Source organism: Pseudomonas sp. HN11 (assembly GCF_021390155.1).
In the GTDB taxonomy this organism is placed as follows: Bacteria; Pseudomonadota; Gammaproteobacteria; order Pseudomonadales; family Pseudomonadaceae; genus Aquipseudomonas.
The window spans coordinates 4,654,342-4,669,701 of the sequence record NZ_CP089985.1; the positions used below are offsets into that span (position 1 = coordinate 4,654,342).

The following is a 15,360-nucleotide window of genomic DNA, read 5'->3' on the forward strand; positions in this document are numbered from 1 at the left end:
TGCGCCTTACTTGGCCATCAGGCTCATGACATCCATCTGAGCTTCTGGCGGTTCGTCCTTCATGGCTTTGGCCAGTTGGGTCTGAGTGGTTGCCAGCGCGCCCTGCAATGACGTCACATCGCTCTGCAAGCCCGCGATTCTGGCCTGGCGCGCCTCAGGCGTCATTGAGGTGTCAGCCATGGCCGCTGCGAGTTCGGCCATCTTGTCTTCGAGCTGTTTCTTGAGCTCACGGATCATTTTCAACAACTGCTTGATGTTGTCCTTCAAGTCGCTGTCGTCGATATCCTTGTTCGCGTCGTTACGGGCAGCCTGCAGACCAGCACCGGAAATCGTCACCGCCACGCCTTCGACCGGCTTGGTGTCAGCCTGCGGTGCCAATGGGTTGCTGGCATCTTCTACCACCGCGTCCTTTTTGAGGTCCGGCACTGTGGGTATGCGAATACTTGAGGGGTTAATACCGCCAATGGAAGTCATCATCCAAACCCTGGATTATTGAGATATAAGCCTGTATCGACCCTGATACAAAAAGCTTTATACCGCTGCCCGTTTTTTGTACACACTGGCCTCAGCGCCCCCCAGTACGTTACCCTTACGTCTTATGTGTGTTTTCCCACAAGGATTTAAGAAATGCCCGAGCCAGTTAAACTGCGCGCTCACAGCCAGGCTCATTGCAAGGATTGCAGCCTGGCCCCCCTCTGCTTGCCACTTTCGTTGAATTTGGAAGACATGGATGCGCTGGACGACATCGTTAAACGCGGCCGCCCGCTGAAAAAAGGCGAATTCCTGTTTCGCCAGGGCGACAAGTTCGATTCCGTTTATGCAGTGCGTTCGGGTGCGTTGAAGACATTCAGCCTGAGCGACAGCGGCGAAGAGCAGATCACCGGTTTCCACTTGCCCAGCGAACTGGTGGGATTGTCGGGCATGGACACCGAGATTCACCCGGTATCGGCCCAAGCCCTGGAAACGACCTCGGTGTGCGAAATTCCGTTCGAACGCCTGGACGAACTGGCTCTGCAATTGCCACAACTGCGTCGCCAGTTGATGCGCGTCATGAGCCGCGAGATCCGTGACGACCAGCAAATGATGCTGCTGTTGTCGAAGAAAACCGCCGACGAGCGCATCGCCACATTCCTGGTCAACTTATCGGCGCGGTTCCGTGCCCGTGGTTTCTCGGCCAACCAGTTCCGCCTGAGCATGTCGCGCAATGAAATCGGTAACTACCTGGGCCTCGCGGTGGAAACGGTATCCCGCGTGTTCACCCGCTTCCAGCAGAACGAGCTGATCGCCGCCGAAGGCAAGGAAGTGCATATCCTTGATCCGATCCAGCTGTGTGCGCTGGCCGGTGGTTCCTTGGAAGGTTGACGCAGACACTTGCGGCCGCGCCAATCGGCGAGGCCGCAGGTATACTTCGAGTCCGTTTCCAGCCCCAGGACTTTTCGACGATGACCTTCGATTCGTTCGACATCAAATCCCTGATCCGCCCCGTCATCGACTTCCCCAAGCCTGGGGTGATCTTTCGTGACATCACGCCGTTGTTCCAATCGCCCCGCGCCCTGCGCCTGGTGGCAGATAGCTTCGCCCATCGTTATGTCGAGGCCGAATTCACCCATATCGGCGCGATGGATGCGCGGGGTTTCCTGATCGGCTCGATCATCGCCTACCAACTGAACAAGCCACTGATCCTGTTCCGCAAGCAGGGCAAGTTGCCGGCTGACGTGCTGGCCGAGGGTTACCAGACCGAGTACGGCGAGGCGTTCCTGGAAGTGCATGCCGACAGCCTGTGCGAGGGCGATTCGGTGCTGATGTTCGATGACTTGATCGCCACCGGCGGCACCCTGATCGCGGCGGCGAACCTGGTGCGGCGTATGGGGGCGACGATCTTCGAAGCGGCGGCGATTATTGATCTGCCGGAACTGGGTGGATCGCAACGCCTGGAAGACATGGGGATTCCGACGTTTTGTTTGACGCAATTTGCGCTGACCGAACAGTGATCAAAGCCCCATCTGCTTGCTGATGATTTCATTCATCACTTCGCGGGTACCGCCACCGATGGACAGGATGCGGTTGTCGCGATACAGCCGCTCCACCAGGCTACCGCGCATGTAACCCTGGCCCCCGAGGATCTGCACCGCGTCGTAGGTGACGCGGTCGGCGGTGTCGGTGGCAAGGTTCTTGGCCATGGAGATTTCCTTGATCACGCTGATACCGGCGGCCATCTTTGCCGCCTGCCGGTAGGTGAATTCGCGGGAGACTTCCACGGCGGTGGCCATTTCCGCCAGGCGATGCTTGATCACCTGGAATTTGCCGATGGGTTTGCCAAAGGCTTCGCGTTGCGCAGCCCATTCGAGGCTTTCCTCCAGTGCCATCTGCGCCGTCATATTGGCCATTAATGCCAGGGCCAGGCGCTCGCTCTGGAAGTTGCCCATGATGCAGGCAAAGCCCATGTTTTCAGCGCCGATCAGGTTGCCGACGGGCACGCGGCAATCGTCGAAGAACAATTCAGCGGTGTCCGACGCCCACCAGCCCATTTTCTTCAGTGGCTGGCCGACCATAAAACCAGGGGTGTCTTTTTCGATCAACAGCAGGCTGATGCCGGCAAAGCCCGGCCCCCCGGTGCGCACAGCGACAGTGTAAAAATCGGCGCGAATGCCGCTGGTGATAAAAGTCTTGCTACCGCTGACACGGTAGTGGTCGCCGTCGCGGATAGCACGAGTCTGCAGGCTGGCCACATCGGAACCGCCGTCCGGCTCGGTGACCGCCAGGGCGATGATCTTTTCGCCGGCCAGCACCTGGGGCGCCACGCGCTCGCGCACCTCGGGCCGAGCCCATCTGACGACTGGTGGCAGGCCGATATCCAAGGAGCCCAGCCCAGCGACAACACCGCCCGAACCGCAGCGCATCAACTCCTCGCTGGCAGCCACTTTGGCGAACAGGTCCGCTTCATGGCTACCGCCCAAGGCTTCAGGGTAGCCGATGCCGAGGATCCCCGCCTTGCCAGCCTTGAGGTACAGCTCTCGAGGAAAGCTCTCCGCCTCCTCCCACTGCTCGATGCCCGGCAACATCTCGCGCTCGACAAAACGGCGCACGCTGTCGCGGACCAATTGGTGGCTGGGGTCGAAGTAGTCCTGATAGGCAGACATCGGCAAGCTCCACGGTGAGGTGAAGCGAACTTACCAAGCGCTTGCTTGGTTATCAAGCCGTGCGAAAACTGTAATGACAACACAAACCAATGTGGGAGCGGCATGCTCGCGAATGCAGGGTATCAGTCAACAAAAATATTGAATGATCCACCGCATTCGCGAGCAAGCCCGCTCCCACATTTTTGACTGTGTCGCCTGTTAGAGAGTGATCGGTTTGCGGCCTGCGAAGGAATGCGCCAGCGTCCCGCCATCCACCAACTCCAACTCGCCACCCAACGGCACGCCGTGGGCAATACGCGAAGTGATCAGGCCTTTATTGGTCAGCAACTGAGCGATGTAGTGCGCAGTCGCCTCACCTTCCACTGTCGGGTTGGTGGCCAGGATCACTTCGGTAAACGTGCCCTGCTCCTCGATGCGCGCCACCAGTTGCGGAATGCCGATGGCTTCCGGGCCCAGGCCGTCCAGCGGCGACAGATGGCCCTTGAGCACGAAGTAGCGCCCGCGGTAGCCGGTCTGCTCCACCGCATATACGTCCATCGGCCCTTCCACCACACACAGCAATGTATCGTCACGGCGCGGGTCGGCGCATTGCGGGCAGAGTTCTTCCTCGGTGAGGGTGCGGCACTGGCGGCAGTGGCCGACACCGCTCATGGCCTGGCTCAGGGCCTGGGCCAACCGGGCGCCGCCGCTGCGATCACGCTCCAGCAGTTGCAGCGCCATACGCTGGGCGGTTTTCTGGCCGACACCCGGCAAAATGCGCAGGGCGTCGATCAGTTGGCGAATCAGGGGGCTGAAGCTCATGGGCGAAGGGTCCGACAAAACAACGAGACGCGGTTTATACCCGCGCCCCGGATAAGCGTCAAATGCGCACGACCAACTTACCGAAGTTGCGTCCTTCCAGTAGACCGATAAAGGCCTCTGGCGCGTGCTCCAGACCCTCGACGACATCCTCGCGGAATTTGATCTTGCCGTCGCGCACCCACGGCGCCATGGCGCTGAGGAATTCGGGCTGGCGATCGCCGTAGTCATCGAACACGATAAAGCCCTGGATGCGTGCGCGCTTGGTCAGCAGCGTGCGTTGCAGGGCCGGCAGCCGGTCGGGACCACTGGGCGCTTCATGGGCGTTGTAGCCGGCGATCAGCCCACACAGCGGAATGCGGGCCTTGGGATTGAGCAGCGGCACCACGGCGTCAAATACCTTGCCTCCGACGTTTTCAAAATAAATGTCCACCCCCTTGAAGCAAGCCTGGGTCAATTCGTCGGCGAAGTTTTCACTTTTGTGATCGACGCAGGCATCAAAGCCCAGCTCATCCACCACGTAGCGGCACTTGTCCGCGCCACCGGCGATGCCGACCACGCGCAAGCCCTTGAGCTTGGCCACCTGCCCCACCACCGACCCCACCGCGCCGGACGCTGCGGCGACTACCAGGGTTTCCCCAGCCTGGGGCTGGCCGATGTCCATCAGGCCCATATAGGCGGTCATGCCCGGCATTCCCAGCACACCGAGGGCCATGGACGGGCTGGCCAAGCCCTTGGGCACCGGCATCAGGTTGCGACCATCGGAAATGCTGTGGCTCTGCCAGCCAGTCGAGCCGACCACCAGGTCGCCTACTTCGAATTTTGGATTACGTGACTGTTCGATGCGGCTGACAGCGCCGCCAGTCATCACTTCGTCGATTTCCACGGGAGCCGCGTAGGACGGGGCGTCGCTCATACGTCCGCGCATGTAGGGATCGAGGGACAGGTACAGGGTTTTCAGCAGGACCTGGCCGTCTGCCAACTCCGGCAGATTCACGCGCTCCAGCCGAAAGTTTTCCGGGGTCGGTGCGCCCTGCGGGCGTGAGACCAGGACAATGCGCTGGTTCAGGGTCGGTTCTTGAGGCATGAGGGGCTCCTTTATCGAATACATCGGTATAGGGTGCAGACCATGCGTGCCGTGCCAGGGTTCGATCAGATTTGGCACAAACAAAAATGCCAGGCGCGAGGCCTGGCATTGACGTCTAGCTAAAGCAACCGGATCAGAACGGCAGCTTCATGCCCGGCGGCAATTGCATGCCCGCGGTCATGCCGCCCATTTTTTCCTGGCTGTTGGCTTCGATCTTGCGCACCGCGTCATTGACGGCCGCAGCGAACAAGGCTTCGAGCATTTCCAGGTCATCTTCACCAACACCAGGCAGCACGCTTGGGTCGATGCTCACACGCTTGATGTCGTGACGACCGGTCATCACCACGCTGACCATATCGCCACCGGCTTTACCGGTGACTTCGGCGTTGGCCAGTTCTTCCTGCATCTTGGCCATCTTTTCCTGCATCTGCTGCGCCTGCTTCATCAGGCCGGCCATGCCACCTTTCATCATGGAAATCACCTCAAAGTACGTGGATCAAGTTAATAGCCCGGTGTCAGGACGCCTGGGGCACCGGGGCTTCGACAGGTTCAATAGTATCGTGACGGACGACCGCACCGAACTGTTGCATCATTTGCTGGATGAGCGGATCACCGTGGATCGAGTCCTCGGCCTCACGCTGACGGTTGATACGCCGGCGGGTCGCGGCCTGGGCCGGGGTTTCCTGCTCGGGCTTGATCAGCTCGATGGTAATGGTCAGCGTGCGCTCATGGTACTGGTTCAGCGCATCGTTGAGGCGGCGCTGCTGGGTCGCGTTGAACAGGGCGCTGTGCGCCGGGTCCAGGTGCAACAGCCAGTGGTCACCTTCGATAGAGATCAATGTGCAGTTGGCGGCGATGCTGCCGGTCATGCCGGAGATCGGCAGTTTCGGGAACAGTTCCAGCCATTGCAGGGCCAGGCCGGTTGCCGGTGCGGCAGCGGGTTCCGCCTCGGGCTCGGGGGCAGGTTCAGCGGTGTGTTCGCTGGCCAGGTCGTCCAGGTAGCTGTACGCCGAATCCATATCCGGCTCGATGTAGTCTTCGTCCAGCGGGGGTTCGTCGTCGAGGTCGATGCCCGGCGTAGCGGCTTCCACTTGAGCCACGGTGGGTTCGGGGACCGGTGCGGACACCCATTCAGGCGCATCCGGCACCACGCTGTCCGGGGTCGGCGTAGGCATCGGCGTCAGCTCGGGCTGCTCGCCGCTGGTTTCCAGCACCGGCTCCACGGCGGGCACTTGCCCAGCTTCGACTTCGGCTTCAATCGGATCATTCCAGGGCAGGTCGACAACCGGCTCGGGCTCGACAACAGGTTCCGGCTCGACCACGGGTGCAGCGACCACCGGTTCGGGCACCGGCGCAACGGGCGCAGATGCAGCAACCACTGGCGCAACAACTGCCGCGCCAGCCACTGGTTTGGCGGAATCAACTGTGGCCTGGCTGATCCCCACTGGCTTTAGCGGCTGTCTCGGCGCATCGGCCGCATCGGCGGGCCGGAACGCCAGCATCCGCAGCAGCACCATTTCAAAGCCGCCACGCGGGTCGGGCGCCAGGGGCAGGTCACGGCGGCCGATCAGGCCCATCTGGTAATAGAACTGCACATCTTCGGCCGGCAACGCCTGGGCCAGGGCCAACACGCGGTCGCGGTCGCCATGGCCATTGTCGACACCATCAGGCAGGGCCTGGGCGATGGCAACGCGGTGCAGCACATTGAGGATTTCCGAGAGCACGCCGTTCCAGTCCGGGCCTTGCTCCGACAGGTGACGCACGGCTTCGAGCAACGCCTTGGCATCGCCTTCGATCAGCGCGTGCAGCACGTCGAAGACCTGGCCGTGGTCCAGCGTGCCGAGCATGGCACGCACGTCGGCGGCCATGACCTTGCCTTCACCAAAGGCGATGGCCTGGTCGGTGAGGCTCATGGCGTCACGCATCGAACCATCGGCGGCACGGCCGAGCAGCCACAGTGCGTCGTCTTCGAACGGAACGTTCTCTACGCCCAATACGTGGCTCAAATGCTCGACCACGCGCTCGGGGGTCATGTTTTTCAGGGAGAACTGCAGGCACCGCGACAGAATCGTTGCAGGAAGTTTCTGCGGGTCCGTGGTGGCCAGGATGAATTTGACGTAGGGCGGCGGCTCTTCCAGGGTTTTCAACAGGGCGTTGAAGGAATGGCTGGAGAGCATGTGCACTTCGTCGATCAGGTAGACCTTGAAGCGGCCACGACTGGGAGCGTACTGCACGTTGTCGAGCAGTTCGCGGGTGTCTTCGACCTTGGTGCGGCTCGCGGCGTCGATTTCGATCAGGTCGACGAAACGCCCTTCGTCGATTTCCTTGCACACCGAGCAGGTGCCGCACGGCGTTGAAGTAATACCGGTTTCACAGTTCAGGCATTTGGCGATGATGCGCGCAATGGTGGTCTTGCCCACCCCTCGCGTACCGGTAAACAGGTAGGCATGGTGCAGCCGTTGGCTGTCCAAGGCATTGATCAGAGCCTTGAGCACATGGGTCTGGCCGACCATTTCGCGGAACGAGCGCGGACGCCATTTACGTGCAAGAACCTGATAACTCATCGAAAACCGTCGCAACTGGGAAACAGAAGCCGGTAATGCTAGCGGAGCAAGGGGGAAATTGCATCCGGCACGCTTGCCTAATCTGACCAAGCTCTTCTGGTTGGCCCCGAAAAGGCCTGAACCCGGAGCGAGTATGCCGCCAGCCCTGGGCATTTATGAGTGATGAAAACCTCGGGCAGCGCGCACCCAACGCCCCTCCAGGCTGATGGCCGCGACACTGGCCACTACGATGCCCCCGCCAAGCACCACCTGCAGGGCAATGGACTCTCCCAGCAGCGTGGCGGCCATCACCATCGCGACCGGCGGTATCAAGTACATCGCCACCGACGCGCGACTGACCTCGACATGCTTTAACACATAGCCCCAGGCCAGGTAGGCCAGGGCGCTGGGGAAGACCCCGAGCACCAGCACCGCAAGGTTCTCCGCCAACGGCGCCTGCAACACCGCAGCGGGCAAGCCTGGCAGGTTAACGCAAAGCATCAGCGTGCCCACCCACACCATGTAGCACGCCATCGTGAGCGGGCTGTAGCGATGGGCGAAGTGTTTCTGGATGGCGAAGTACAGGCTCCACGACACAGCCGCCAGCAGGATCAACAGGCCGCGCGGGTCGATGTCACCCAAACCCTGATCGCCCCAGATCACTACCAGCACACCGAGCAGGCCGAGCAACACACAGCTCCAGCGCCAGAGGCTGACCCGTTCCTTCAAGCAGAAAAATGCGATCAACACACTGAACAGTGGCGCCGATTGCGCGAGCACGCTGGACGCCGCCGCCGTCACGAATTGCTGCCCGTAATTGAGGCTGGTGTGATGCAGGAACACCCCGAAAAAACTCAACACCAGCAGCCATGGCAGATCCCACAGGCGCGGCCGGCCAATGCCCATCACCAGTGCCACACCCGCCATGAACACCGAGGCAATCAAGAACCGCAGCAACGCCAGCTGGCCAGGGCTGTAGCTGTGCAGCCCCATGTGCACGCCAATCGGCGAATAGGCCCAACAGAGGATGACGCTGGCGATGACTAGCGTAAGCTTCAGGGGTGACGGGATGTTCATCGATGGCATCCGAAAACAGAGAAGGAATACCGTCAGTCTTGGCCCGCACAAGACGCAGGACAATTAACTGTTTCTGACTTCTGAAATCACTGGAACTGAGCAATGGAACTGGCCCAACTGAAAATGGTGCGAGCCGTAGCGCAAACCGGCAGCGTGGCCCAGGCGGCCGTGCACTTGCATTGCGTGCCGTCCAACATCACTACGCGGATCAAGCAGCTGGAAAGCGAGTTGGGCACGCCGCTGTTCATCCGAGCGGGGCGTGGGCTGGCAATCAGTGCGGCGGGGGAGATTTTCCTCGAATACTGCGAACGCATCCTGGCCTTGGTGGACGAATCCAAACGCGCCGTGGACGCCAACGCCATACCCCGTGGCACCCTGCGCATCGGCGCAGTGGAGTCCAGCGCCAGTGGCCGTCTGCCGCCGCTGCTGGCGGAATACCACCGACGCTACCCGGATGTCAGCCTGGAACTGGTGACTGGCGCCTGGGGCGAGCTGCTCGATGACCTGCAACACCATCGCCTGGATGTGGCGCTGGTGGCCGCTGGCAACAAACGCGCAAAGCTCGAACACAGCGTGGTCTACAGCGAACGCCTGGTGCTGATCGCCAGTGCCTCCAGCGCACCGATCCGCAGCGCCGAAGACCTGGCCGGCCGCACCTTGCTGGTATGGCCACCGGGTTGCCCCTATCGGGCAGCGCTGGAAAACTGGGTCAAGCCCCATGCCTTCAAGCCGACCATCGCCAGCTATGCCAGTTGGGGCACGATCATTGGTTGCGTGAGTGCCGGGATTGGCGTGGCGCTGGCGCCGGAAGGCATCCTGGCCCGCTATGAGCAGGCCAATCAGCTGGCATCGTACCGGTTCGAAGAATTGCAGGCGGTGGACAACCTGCTGTTCTGGCACAAGGACACCCGGCGGCACCTGGCGCGGGATGCGTTTGCCGGGTTGTTGCGTGAAACCTTTGGCTGATCAGCTTTTTGGGGCTGACAAACGGCTGTACTGATCCTGGCTGATCCAGCCAGTAAACGAGCGGTCATCGGCATTGATGAACTCGACCTGGGCCCAGCCATCCTTGAAGGCCAGCACACCGACCACGTCATTCTTGACGATGTAGGGGCGCTTGGCGGCCTTGGCACTCGGATTCTTCAGCAGGTAGGCCTTGTCGGCGGACACCTTCACCAGGCCGATCCACTTTTTGTTGGCGGTCTGGGTCAGGTCCAGGCCGGTGGCGATCTCTGGCATCAGTACACTCAAGCAACCGGGATGCTGGCGACCCTGTTCCACAGTCAGGGTCACGCCGTCCGAAGAAGGCGCCACGCTGCCGGGGTAGGCGGTGTCATTCCAGGTGGTCAGCGCTGAGGGCTTGCCTTGCAGGTAGAACGTGCAGCTGCGGGTCACGCCCTCGCCCATCTCTTCCGCGTAATAGCCTTCCACCTGATGCTCAGGCGTCACCGCCAGCATCAGCCCTTCGTATTTGCCCGAATGCAACGCCGGTGAACCGGCCAACGCAGGCACTACGGCGCACAACGACAACGCACCGGCTGCTAGAAAACGCATCATCTTATTTTTTCCCTTCAAGTTTCTCGTAGGCTTTTTGCATAAGGACGTCATAGTTGCCGTAGTCCTTGCCGTTATAGTTACGGGCCATCGAAGTGAAATCCTTGGTTTTCATGGCCGTCATCAACGCCGGGCTGTTAGCGCAAAACGCGAGAAACGCCTTCAATTGGTTACCGACATTCACTTTTAATGCCGCGGCAAACTCAAACACCGTCTTGTAACCGCATGAGGCATAGTTGAACCCCATGGTCTGAAACATGCCCCACGACGCCGACATCAACGCCGCTTCCTGGTCCAGGGCGAATGCAGTGGCCATGGTTTCCCAGGCCTTGACCTGATCCTTGTTATTGACCTGCCACTGCGGCCCGGCCTTTCTCACATAGATATACGAAAGCAGCGGATGCGCCTGGTCGTAGATATGCTTGGTGTACTTGCGAAATTGGTGCCCTTCAAAGGCAATGATCGGCAACTTGGCCGGGCCGAAACCCGAGCGACCACCGGACTCCACCGTGGCGAAGGCCCTGATGACATTCACCGAAATGCCGTTGCCCAACTGCTTGGCGGCCTCCTGGAAATCTGTATCGGTGAGCGTCATGCCGCCGTCGCACGTGGCCTGAAGCATCAATTGGCGATTGCGCCGCTCAGCCTCGATCATCGCCCGCATGCGGTCCAGGTACACGTTGACGGTGGCTTGCACCGCGTCACCCTGGTTGTTACCGAATGCATTCAGAAAGCTCGGAATACGCATGCTCGGGAAGGCCTTCACCGGCACCTTCACCGCTTCTTCGATCAGGCTGTTGAAGGTTTTACCGGTCGGGTCGATCACACCATCGGGGTGCGCATACTTGAGATGACGGAATTGGTACTGGCTGATGCATTGCACCAACTGGCCGTCGCACTTGCCGTTTTCGGCCAGTGGGAAGCCCAGTTTGGGAATGATCAGATTGAACAAGTACTGGATGCACTGCACATCGGCGGGCAAATTGCGGGCTTTACCGGGCGCACCGACCGAAGCACTGATAAGACGGGGCAACCCTTGCAGGCTTTTCATCACAGACATCCTTGTTAGTTAAAGAAGTGATAGCACTTCAATATCATTCGCACCCCTTGTCATACTCTGAAACAAGTGGCTGGCGAAAACTAACAAGGTGGTTTTGGGTTGTCCAGAGCGACCGATGAAAGTTGTGAAACAGCCGAATTAAATAAATCAGTAACCGTGGAATTCACGGGTTTTTTGATACGTGTGGAAATCAATCCACTCAACCACATCGTAAGGCAGGTAAAGCTGCACGCGCGCCCGGGAAATGGCGATGTACACCGCGCACAGCCGCTGATCGAACGCGTAGGCGTCCTTGAATTTCACGTTGGTCAGCAGCTCCGGCGTCAGTAACACCCGGTCGAACTCCATCCCGCCCGCCTCTTCCGCCAGCATCAGCAGGCAGCGCTTGCCGGGGACGCCGCTCAAGCGGTTCAAACGTGTGATATCAGCGACGTTGAAACCCTTTTCCAGCTCGCTCTCGACCCACAGGAACGACTCGTCGTACTGGCTGGCATCGCGCACCTGTTGCCAGTCGTCCATGTCACTGAAGTGCGCGTGCGGGCCGTTATCGTCGTGCTCGTTGCTGTAGAAGTCTGGCTTGAACAGCGCGATGACGCTGATCATGAAGCGCTGCAGATCCTGCTGCGTTGCACTGTCGAAGAAGCCAAACGGGCAGTTGGCCTGTTGCAACTGGATGGCCCATTTCATGGTGTCCCAATGGGATGCGGTCAACACCACGCAGCCTTCGGGCGGCACGAAACCCTGAGGGTAATACTCGATACCGACGTCGGCGTCCCGCGCGCCTTCGAAGGGCGTCTTGCCCTTCTGCGAGTGCACGCTGATCAGCGGGTTGACCAGGCGCTCCACGTTGCGGCCCGAGCGCACCGAGTAATTGATGTCGGTGTGCCGGACTTCGCGCTTGCGCCTGACCATCACACCGCTGGCCAACTGGTACTCATCGCCAAGGGTGATCAGCACCTGGCGGCCGCGTTCGATGATCTGCAACAACGACGGAGGAATGTCCTGGCTTTCGTCGATCAGGACATGGGTGTACCGGGGCGGCACCACGCACCCATCAAGGCTCGCACGCTTGATCAGTAACAGCGCGGCGAAGGCCGTCTGACCGGCCCATTGCGGATTGGCTCCCAAATACGTCCACAATCGGCTGGAATACTCCAGCAACGCCTGGGCATCCACGCTGGACAAGGATTGCTTGAAATGCGGCAGATGCCGTGCCGACAAACTGTGATGGTTGGAATGGCAATAACTGTCGAGCACCTTCAGGCAGATATCGAGCGTCGCCGCGCCATCGTGACCGCGCCAGCCATGGATATTCAGGGTCTGCGACACTTCGTATTTGCCGGGCAACCGGGCCGGGGTGGCCTGTGCGGCGGGCCGCTGCCCCTGTAACAATGCTTTTGCGAAGGCGGCAAAGGTCGAGCCGGTCTTGCTGTCCTTGGGCAGTCCCATGCGTTCACGCAGGGTCGCGAGTTTTGGCCCAGTGCGCGCCAGTATCAAGGTCTGGGCGGGACGCAGGCATTCCATCAACGCGCCCAGCAGATGGCTCTTGCCAATGCCGGCGTAGCCTTGCACATGCAGGTCTTCGTTGAGGTTGGCGCGGAAGGTCCGCACCAGCTTGTCCTGGGCCGGGCTGAGCCAGCGCTCGCGGTGCCGGGGCGTGACCATTTGCTGGCTGAACGGATTGTTGCTGCGCAGGTGACGGACCTTGTAACCGATATCCCATTTGCCGGTAGGCAGCAGGTAATCACGCGATGCAACCTCTTCAGCCGAGAGCAGGCGCAGATTGACCGTTTTAAGGGCGTTGAAGCCAAAGTACAGCTTGCGCGGATCGAACAGCCGTTGGGCTTCGGACAGCAACGTCGGGCCGCCCTGTGCCTGGGTATCGACCGCCCAGTCGAGCAGCTTGGCCAGGATGCGCTCCGCGCCAGCGCAGGTCAGGTCCTTTTCCGCCGCCTGGGCCAGGTTCTGGATAACCAGCACGGCGGCCAGCTCCGGGTCAGTCAGCCCCGGCAGAATCTTGGCACCGTCCGCGCCGAGCAGGCCCGTGCAGGTTTCCTCCGTAACGGGCAGGAAGACAGGGCTGGATAAATCAAAGTGTTCGGGTTGCATAGTGCCTCGCCGCCAGGAGATCAGGCATTGCCCTGCCCGCCCAGTTCAAACCGATACTCCCCCAGGGAGCCCGACATACCGCCGCAATGAGGACCTGCCTCAGCCGTAGCGGCCATCGCATTGACCTGCTGCTGGAGTTCGAAGACCGCCATATCCAGCAACCGGCGCAGGTCCTCGGCACTCTGTGCGGCTACATTCAACTGCAGCGTGTAGGCGCCAGTGAGTAGCGGTGGCGTGGGCTCATTGGCCACGTCCGCAGAGCGGATTATTTCCGCCTGGCTAAGAATTTCCGCGTGCTCGTCGTCCATAAGATCCAGCACCCGCGACAATTCCAGGGTCTGTTCAGGGTGCGATTGAATGCGGTCCTTGATCTCCAGGCGCCGCATCTGCCACTCCCGCAGTTTTTCGCGCGTGAGGTCGTCGACTTTTTCCACGTGTGTTGTCTCCGGATGCCAGGCACTGGAGTATGCCGCCATGGACTGCACGATGGCAGATGGCGTGAAAGCATTTTTTGAATTGAATTTGAGGAAGTATTGCAAGGAAGAGCGTTATGGAGGCAACCCCACCAGCCACACCCCGGCACACAATGTTCCCGCTGTGGCTGCTGCCTTCCGGCTCTGACCAGGTTCACGGGTAATCGTTGCGGGGGGACCGATGGGGTCACCATAACGACGCCTGCCTCTCGGCAAGCGGGGCCATTGTACCGATCTCATCGGAAGTTACAACCGTTGGGGCCGGATTAAAAATATGAAGGAGCTCAAGCACTTGTGTCCCTACAAAATCACTGCTTCATCGGCCCGGCCGCCCTCCTCCTGAATCACCAGGTGAATAAAGTGCAGTTTGGCAATCACCGGCGGTGGCAGCACGAAGGGATAGAAATCCGGCTGGCCCATGCTGCGTGACAGTTCATTGAGCATGCCGGCCAGTTCGATCCAGGCGTTGACGAACGACAGGAATGCCGCGCCGCCGGGGTGTTCGGGGTCATAGAGGGTGGTGAGCGGGAATGGCTGGTAATCCAGGTCCATTTCGCGGGCGCTCATGCCAAAGCCGAGGGCGGTGTCGACGGCATCCATCATGTGCAGGTAGTGAGCCCAGGTTTCGGCCCAGTCTTCCCAGGGGTGCATGGTGGCGTAGGCGCTGACACAGGTTTGCTGCCAGTCCGGCCGTGGGCCGTTCTGATAATGCTGGTCGAGGGCATCGGCGTAACTGGCGCGTTCGTCGCCGAACAGGTGGCGAAACGGTTCAAGCCAGTGGGTATTGGCGATCAGCCGGTCCCAGTAGTAATGGCCGACCTCATGCCGAAAGTGGCCGAGCAGGGTACGGTAGGGTTCGCGCATTTGTACGCGGACTTTTTCGCGGTGGGCGTCGTCGGCTTCCTTGATGTCGAGGGTGATCAGGCCGTTCGCGTGGCCGGTCATGGGCGCATTGCCTTCCAGGTCGATACCGACAAAGTCGAAGGCCAGGCCGTTGTCCTCATCGACAGTCTTGGGCACCACTTGCAGGCCGAGACTGATCAATTGCGCGACCAAACGGCGCTTGGCGGTTTCAACTTTGCGCCAGCGCTCATGGTTTTCCACGATCGACAGGTCAGGAATGGTGCGGTTCAGGCTGCACGCCACGCACAGCGGCGCGGTGCTGTGGGCCGGGATCAGCCAGTTGCAGGCGGCCGGCGTGTCGAGGTTGGCGCAGCGGCGGAAAGCGCCGGCGTCTAGGTTGCCGTCTAACCGCCAGGTGCCTTCGACGGGGCCGGGTTGCAGGGAGTCCAGTCGACTTTGTTGCGGTTGGTAGCCCAGCAGCGCCTGGCAAGCCAGGCATTGGCTATTGCGAAAAAACAGCGATTGGCCGCAACGGCACCGCCACACCTTGCTGTCGCGGGATGTGCCGGCTACGAACGGTGCGGCGATGCGCGAACTGAGTTGCTCGAAGTAGCGGAACATGGCGATCTCTCCCTGGGTGACCGAGACTAGATCATTTTTCCTTCAGGATCGTTCC

15 protein-coding genes and 1 other RNA gene are annotated in these 15,360 nt (G+C 60.5%); 3 read left to right on the top strand and 13 right to left on the bottom strand.

Annotated elements, in window-relative coordinates:
• Positions 1 to 6: 6 nt before the first annotated feature.
• Positions 7 to 474 carry a hypothetical protein gene (locus LVW35_RS21165; RefSeq protein WP_233896528.1) on the bottom strand — a complete coding sequence of 156 codons (468 nt, stop codon included), beginning with the start codon at positions 472 to 474 and terminating at the stop codon, positions 7 to 9.
• Positions 475 to 627: 153 nt separating this feature from the next.
• Here LVW35_RS21165 and fnr point away from each other — a divergent pair, with 153 nt between their 5' ends.
• Positions 628 to 1,362, top strand: a complete 735-nt coding sequence (gene fnr, locus LVW35_RS21170) for a fumarate/nitrate reduction transcriptional regulator Fnr (protein WP_233891898.1) — start codon at positions 628 to 630, stop codon at positions 1,360 to 1,362.
• 80 nt (positions 1,363 to 1,442) lie between these two features.
• Positions 1,443 to 1,991, top strand: a complete 549-nt coding sequence (locus LVW35_RS21175) for an adenine phosphoribosyltransferase (protein ID WP_016979301.1) — start codon at positions 1,443 to 1,445, stop codon at positions 1,989 to 1,991.
• Here the strand turns inward: LVW35_RS21175 and LVW35_RS21180 are convergent, their stop codons facing one another.
• From LVW35_RS21180 to LVW35_RS21205, 6 genes are all read right to left on the bottom strand, one after another.
• Positions 1,992 to 3,140 carry an acyl-CoA dehydrogenase family protein gene (locus tag LVW35_RS21180; RefSeq protein WP_233891899.1) on the bottom strand — a complete coding sequence of 383 codons (1,149 nt, stop codon included), beginning with the start codon at positions 3,138 to 3,140 and terminating at the stop codon, positions 1,992 to 1,994.
• Between the two features lie 198 nt (positions 3,141 to 3,338).
• Complete coding sequence (gene recR / locus LVW35_RS21185) at positions 3,339 to 3,941, bottom strand: recombination mediator RecR (protein WP_233891900.1); 603 nt, start codon at positions 3,939 to 3,941, stop codon at positions 3,339 to 3,341.
• A gap of 58 nt (positions 3,942 to 3,999) precedes the next feature.
• Positions 4,000 to 5,025: an NADP-dependent oxidoreductase gene (locus LVW35_RS21190; protein ID WP_233891901.1), complete on the bottom strand. Its 1,026-nt coding sequence runs from the start codon at positions 5,023 to 5,025 to the stop codon at positions 4,000 to 4,002.
• Positions 5,026 to 5,158: 133 nt separating this feature from the next.
• Positions 5,159 to 5,497 carry a YbaB/EbfC family nucleoid-associated protein gene (locus LVW35_RS21195; RefSeq protein WP_122810140.1) on the bottom strand — a complete coding sequence of 113 codons (339 nt, stop codon included), beginning with the start codon at positions 5,495 to 5,497 and terminating at the stop codon, positions 5,159 to 5,161.
• Positions 5,498 to 5,540: 43 nt separating this feature from the next.
• Positions 5,541 to 7,589 (bottom strand): DNA polymerase III subunit gamma/tau, encoded by a 2,049-nt coding sequence (gene dnaX / locus LVW35_RS21200; protein ID WP_233891902.1) that lies wholly within the window; start codon positions 7,587 to 7,589, stop codon positions 5,541 to 5,543.
• 153 nt (positions 7,590 to 7,742) lie between these two features.
• A complete protein-coding gene (locus LVW35_RS21205; RefSeq protein WP_233891903.1) occupies positions 7,743 to 8,645 on the bottom strand; it encodes a DMT family transporter in 903 nt (300 codons plus the stop codon).
• Between the two features lie 102 nt (positions 8,646 to 8,747).
• Between LVW35_RS21205 and LVW35_RS21210 the strand changes: the two genes are divergently transcribed.
• A complete protein-coding gene (locus tag LVW35_RS21210) occupies positions 8,748 to 9,611 on the top strand; it encodes a LysR family transcriptional regulator (protein ID WP_233891904.1) in 864 nt (287 codons plus the stop codon).
• Here the strand turns inward: LVW35_RS21210 and LVW35_RS21215 are convergent, their stop codons facing one another.
• The 6 genes from LVW35_RS21215 to LVW35_RS21240 form a co-directional block, all read right to left on the bottom strand.
• Positions 9,612 to 10,202, bottom strand: coding sequence for a hypothetical protein (locus LVW35_RS21215; protein WP_233891905.1), 591 nt, complete (start codon positions 10,200 to 10,202; stop codon positions 9,612 to 9,614).
• A 1-nt stretch (position 10,203) separates the two neighbouring features.
• On the bottom strand, positions 10,204 to 11,250 hold the full coding sequence (locus LVW35_RS21220; protein ID WP_233891906.1) for an N-acetylmuramidase family protein: 1,047 nt from the start codon (positions 11,248 to 11,250) through the stop codon (positions 10,204 to 10,206).
• A gap of 156 nt (positions 11,251 to 11,406) precedes the next feature.
• On the bottom strand, positions 11,407 to 13,368 hold the full coding sequence (locus tag LVW35_RS21225; RefSeq protein WP_233891907.1) for a hypothetical protein: 1,962 nt from the start codon (positions 13,366 to 13,368) through the stop codon (positions 11,407 to 11,409).
• A gap of 20 nt (positions 13,369 to 13,388) precedes the next feature.
• Positions 13,389 to 13,802 carry a hypothetical protein gene (locus LVW35_RS21230; RefSeq protein ID WP_233891908.1) on the bottom strand — a complete coding sequence of 138 codons (414 nt, stop codon included), beginning with the start codon at positions 13,800 to 13,802 and terminating at the stop codon, positions 13,389 to 13,391.
• 126 nt (positions 13,803 to 13,928) lie between these two features.
• Positions 13,929 to 14,025, bottom strand: an RNA gene (ffs, locus tag LVW35_RS21235) — signal recognition particle sRNA small type.
• Between the two features lie 116 nt (positions 14,026 to 14,141).
• Positions 14,142 to 15,305 (bottom strand): zinc-binding metallopeptidase family protein, encoded by a 1,164-nt coding sequence (locus tag LVW35_RS21240; protein WP_233891909.1) that lies wholly within the window; start codon positions 15,303 to 15,305, stop codon positions 14,142 to 14,144.
• Positions 15,306 to 15,360: the final 55 nt, after the last annotated feature.

What these genes read in the sequence shown, in the direction of transcription:
- LVW35_RS21165 (WP_233896528.1), bottom strand. Translation starts at nt 474, where the DNA reads ATGACTTCCATTGGCGGTATTAACCCCTCAAGTATTCGCATACCCACA.
- fnr (WP_233891898.1), top strand. Translation starts at nt 628, where the DNA reads ATGCCCGAGCCAGTTAAACTGCGCGCTCACAGCCAGGCTCATTGCAAG.
- LVW35_RS21175 (WP_016979301.1), top strand. Translation starts at nt 1,443, where the DNA reads ATGACCTTCGATTCGTTCGACATCAAATCCCTGATCCGCCCCGTCATC.
- LVW35_RS21180 (WP_233891899.1), bottom strand. Translation starts at nt 3,140, where the DNA reads ATGTCTGCCTATCAGGACTACTTCGACCCCAGCCACCAATTGGTCCGC.
- recR (WP_233891900.1), bottom strand. Translation starts at nt 3,941, where the DNA reads ATGAGCTTCAGCCCCCTGATTCGCCAACTGATCGACGCCCTGCGCATT.
- LVW35_RS21190 (WP_233891901.1), bottom strand. Translation starts at nt 5,025, where the DNA reads ATGCCTCAAGAACCGACCCTGAACCAGCGCATTGTCCTGGTCTCACGC.
- LVW35_RS21195 (WP_122810140.1), bottom strand. Translation starts at nt 5,497, where the DNA reads ATGATGAAAGGTGGCATGGCCGGCCTGATGAAGCAGGCGCAGCAGATG.
- dnaX (WP_233891902.1), bottom strand. Translation starts at nt 7,589, where the DNA reads ATGAGTTATCAGGTTCTTGCACGTAAATGGCGTCCGCGCTCGTTCCGC.
- LVW35_RS21205 (WP_233891903.1), bottom strand. Translation starts at nt 8,645, where the DNA reads ATGAACATCCCGTCACCCCTGAAGCTTACGCTAGTCATCGCCAGCGTC.
- LVW35_RS21210 (WP_233891904.1), top strand. Translation starts at nt 8,748, where the DNA reads ATGGAACTGGCCCAACTGAAAATGGTGCGAGCCGTAGCGCAAACCGGC.
- LVW35_RS21215 (WP_233891905.1), bottom strand. Translation starts at nt 10,202, where the DNA reads ATGATGCGTTTTCTAGCAGCCGGTGCGTTGTCGTTGTGCGCCGTAGTG.
- LVW35_RS21220 (WP_233891906.1), bottom strand. Translation starts at nt 11,250, where the DNA reads ATGAAAAGCCTGCAAGGGTTGCCCCGTCTTATCAGTGCTTCGGTCGGT.
- LVW35_RS21225 (WP_233891907.1), bottom strand. Translation starts at nt 13,368, where the DNA reads ATGCAACCCGAACACTTTGATTTATCCAGCCCTGTCTTCCTGCCCGTT.
- LVW35_RS21240 (WP_233891909.1), bottom strand. Translation starts at nt 15,305, where the DNA reads ATGTTCCGCTACTTCGAGCAACTCAGTTCGCGCATCGCCGCACCGTTC.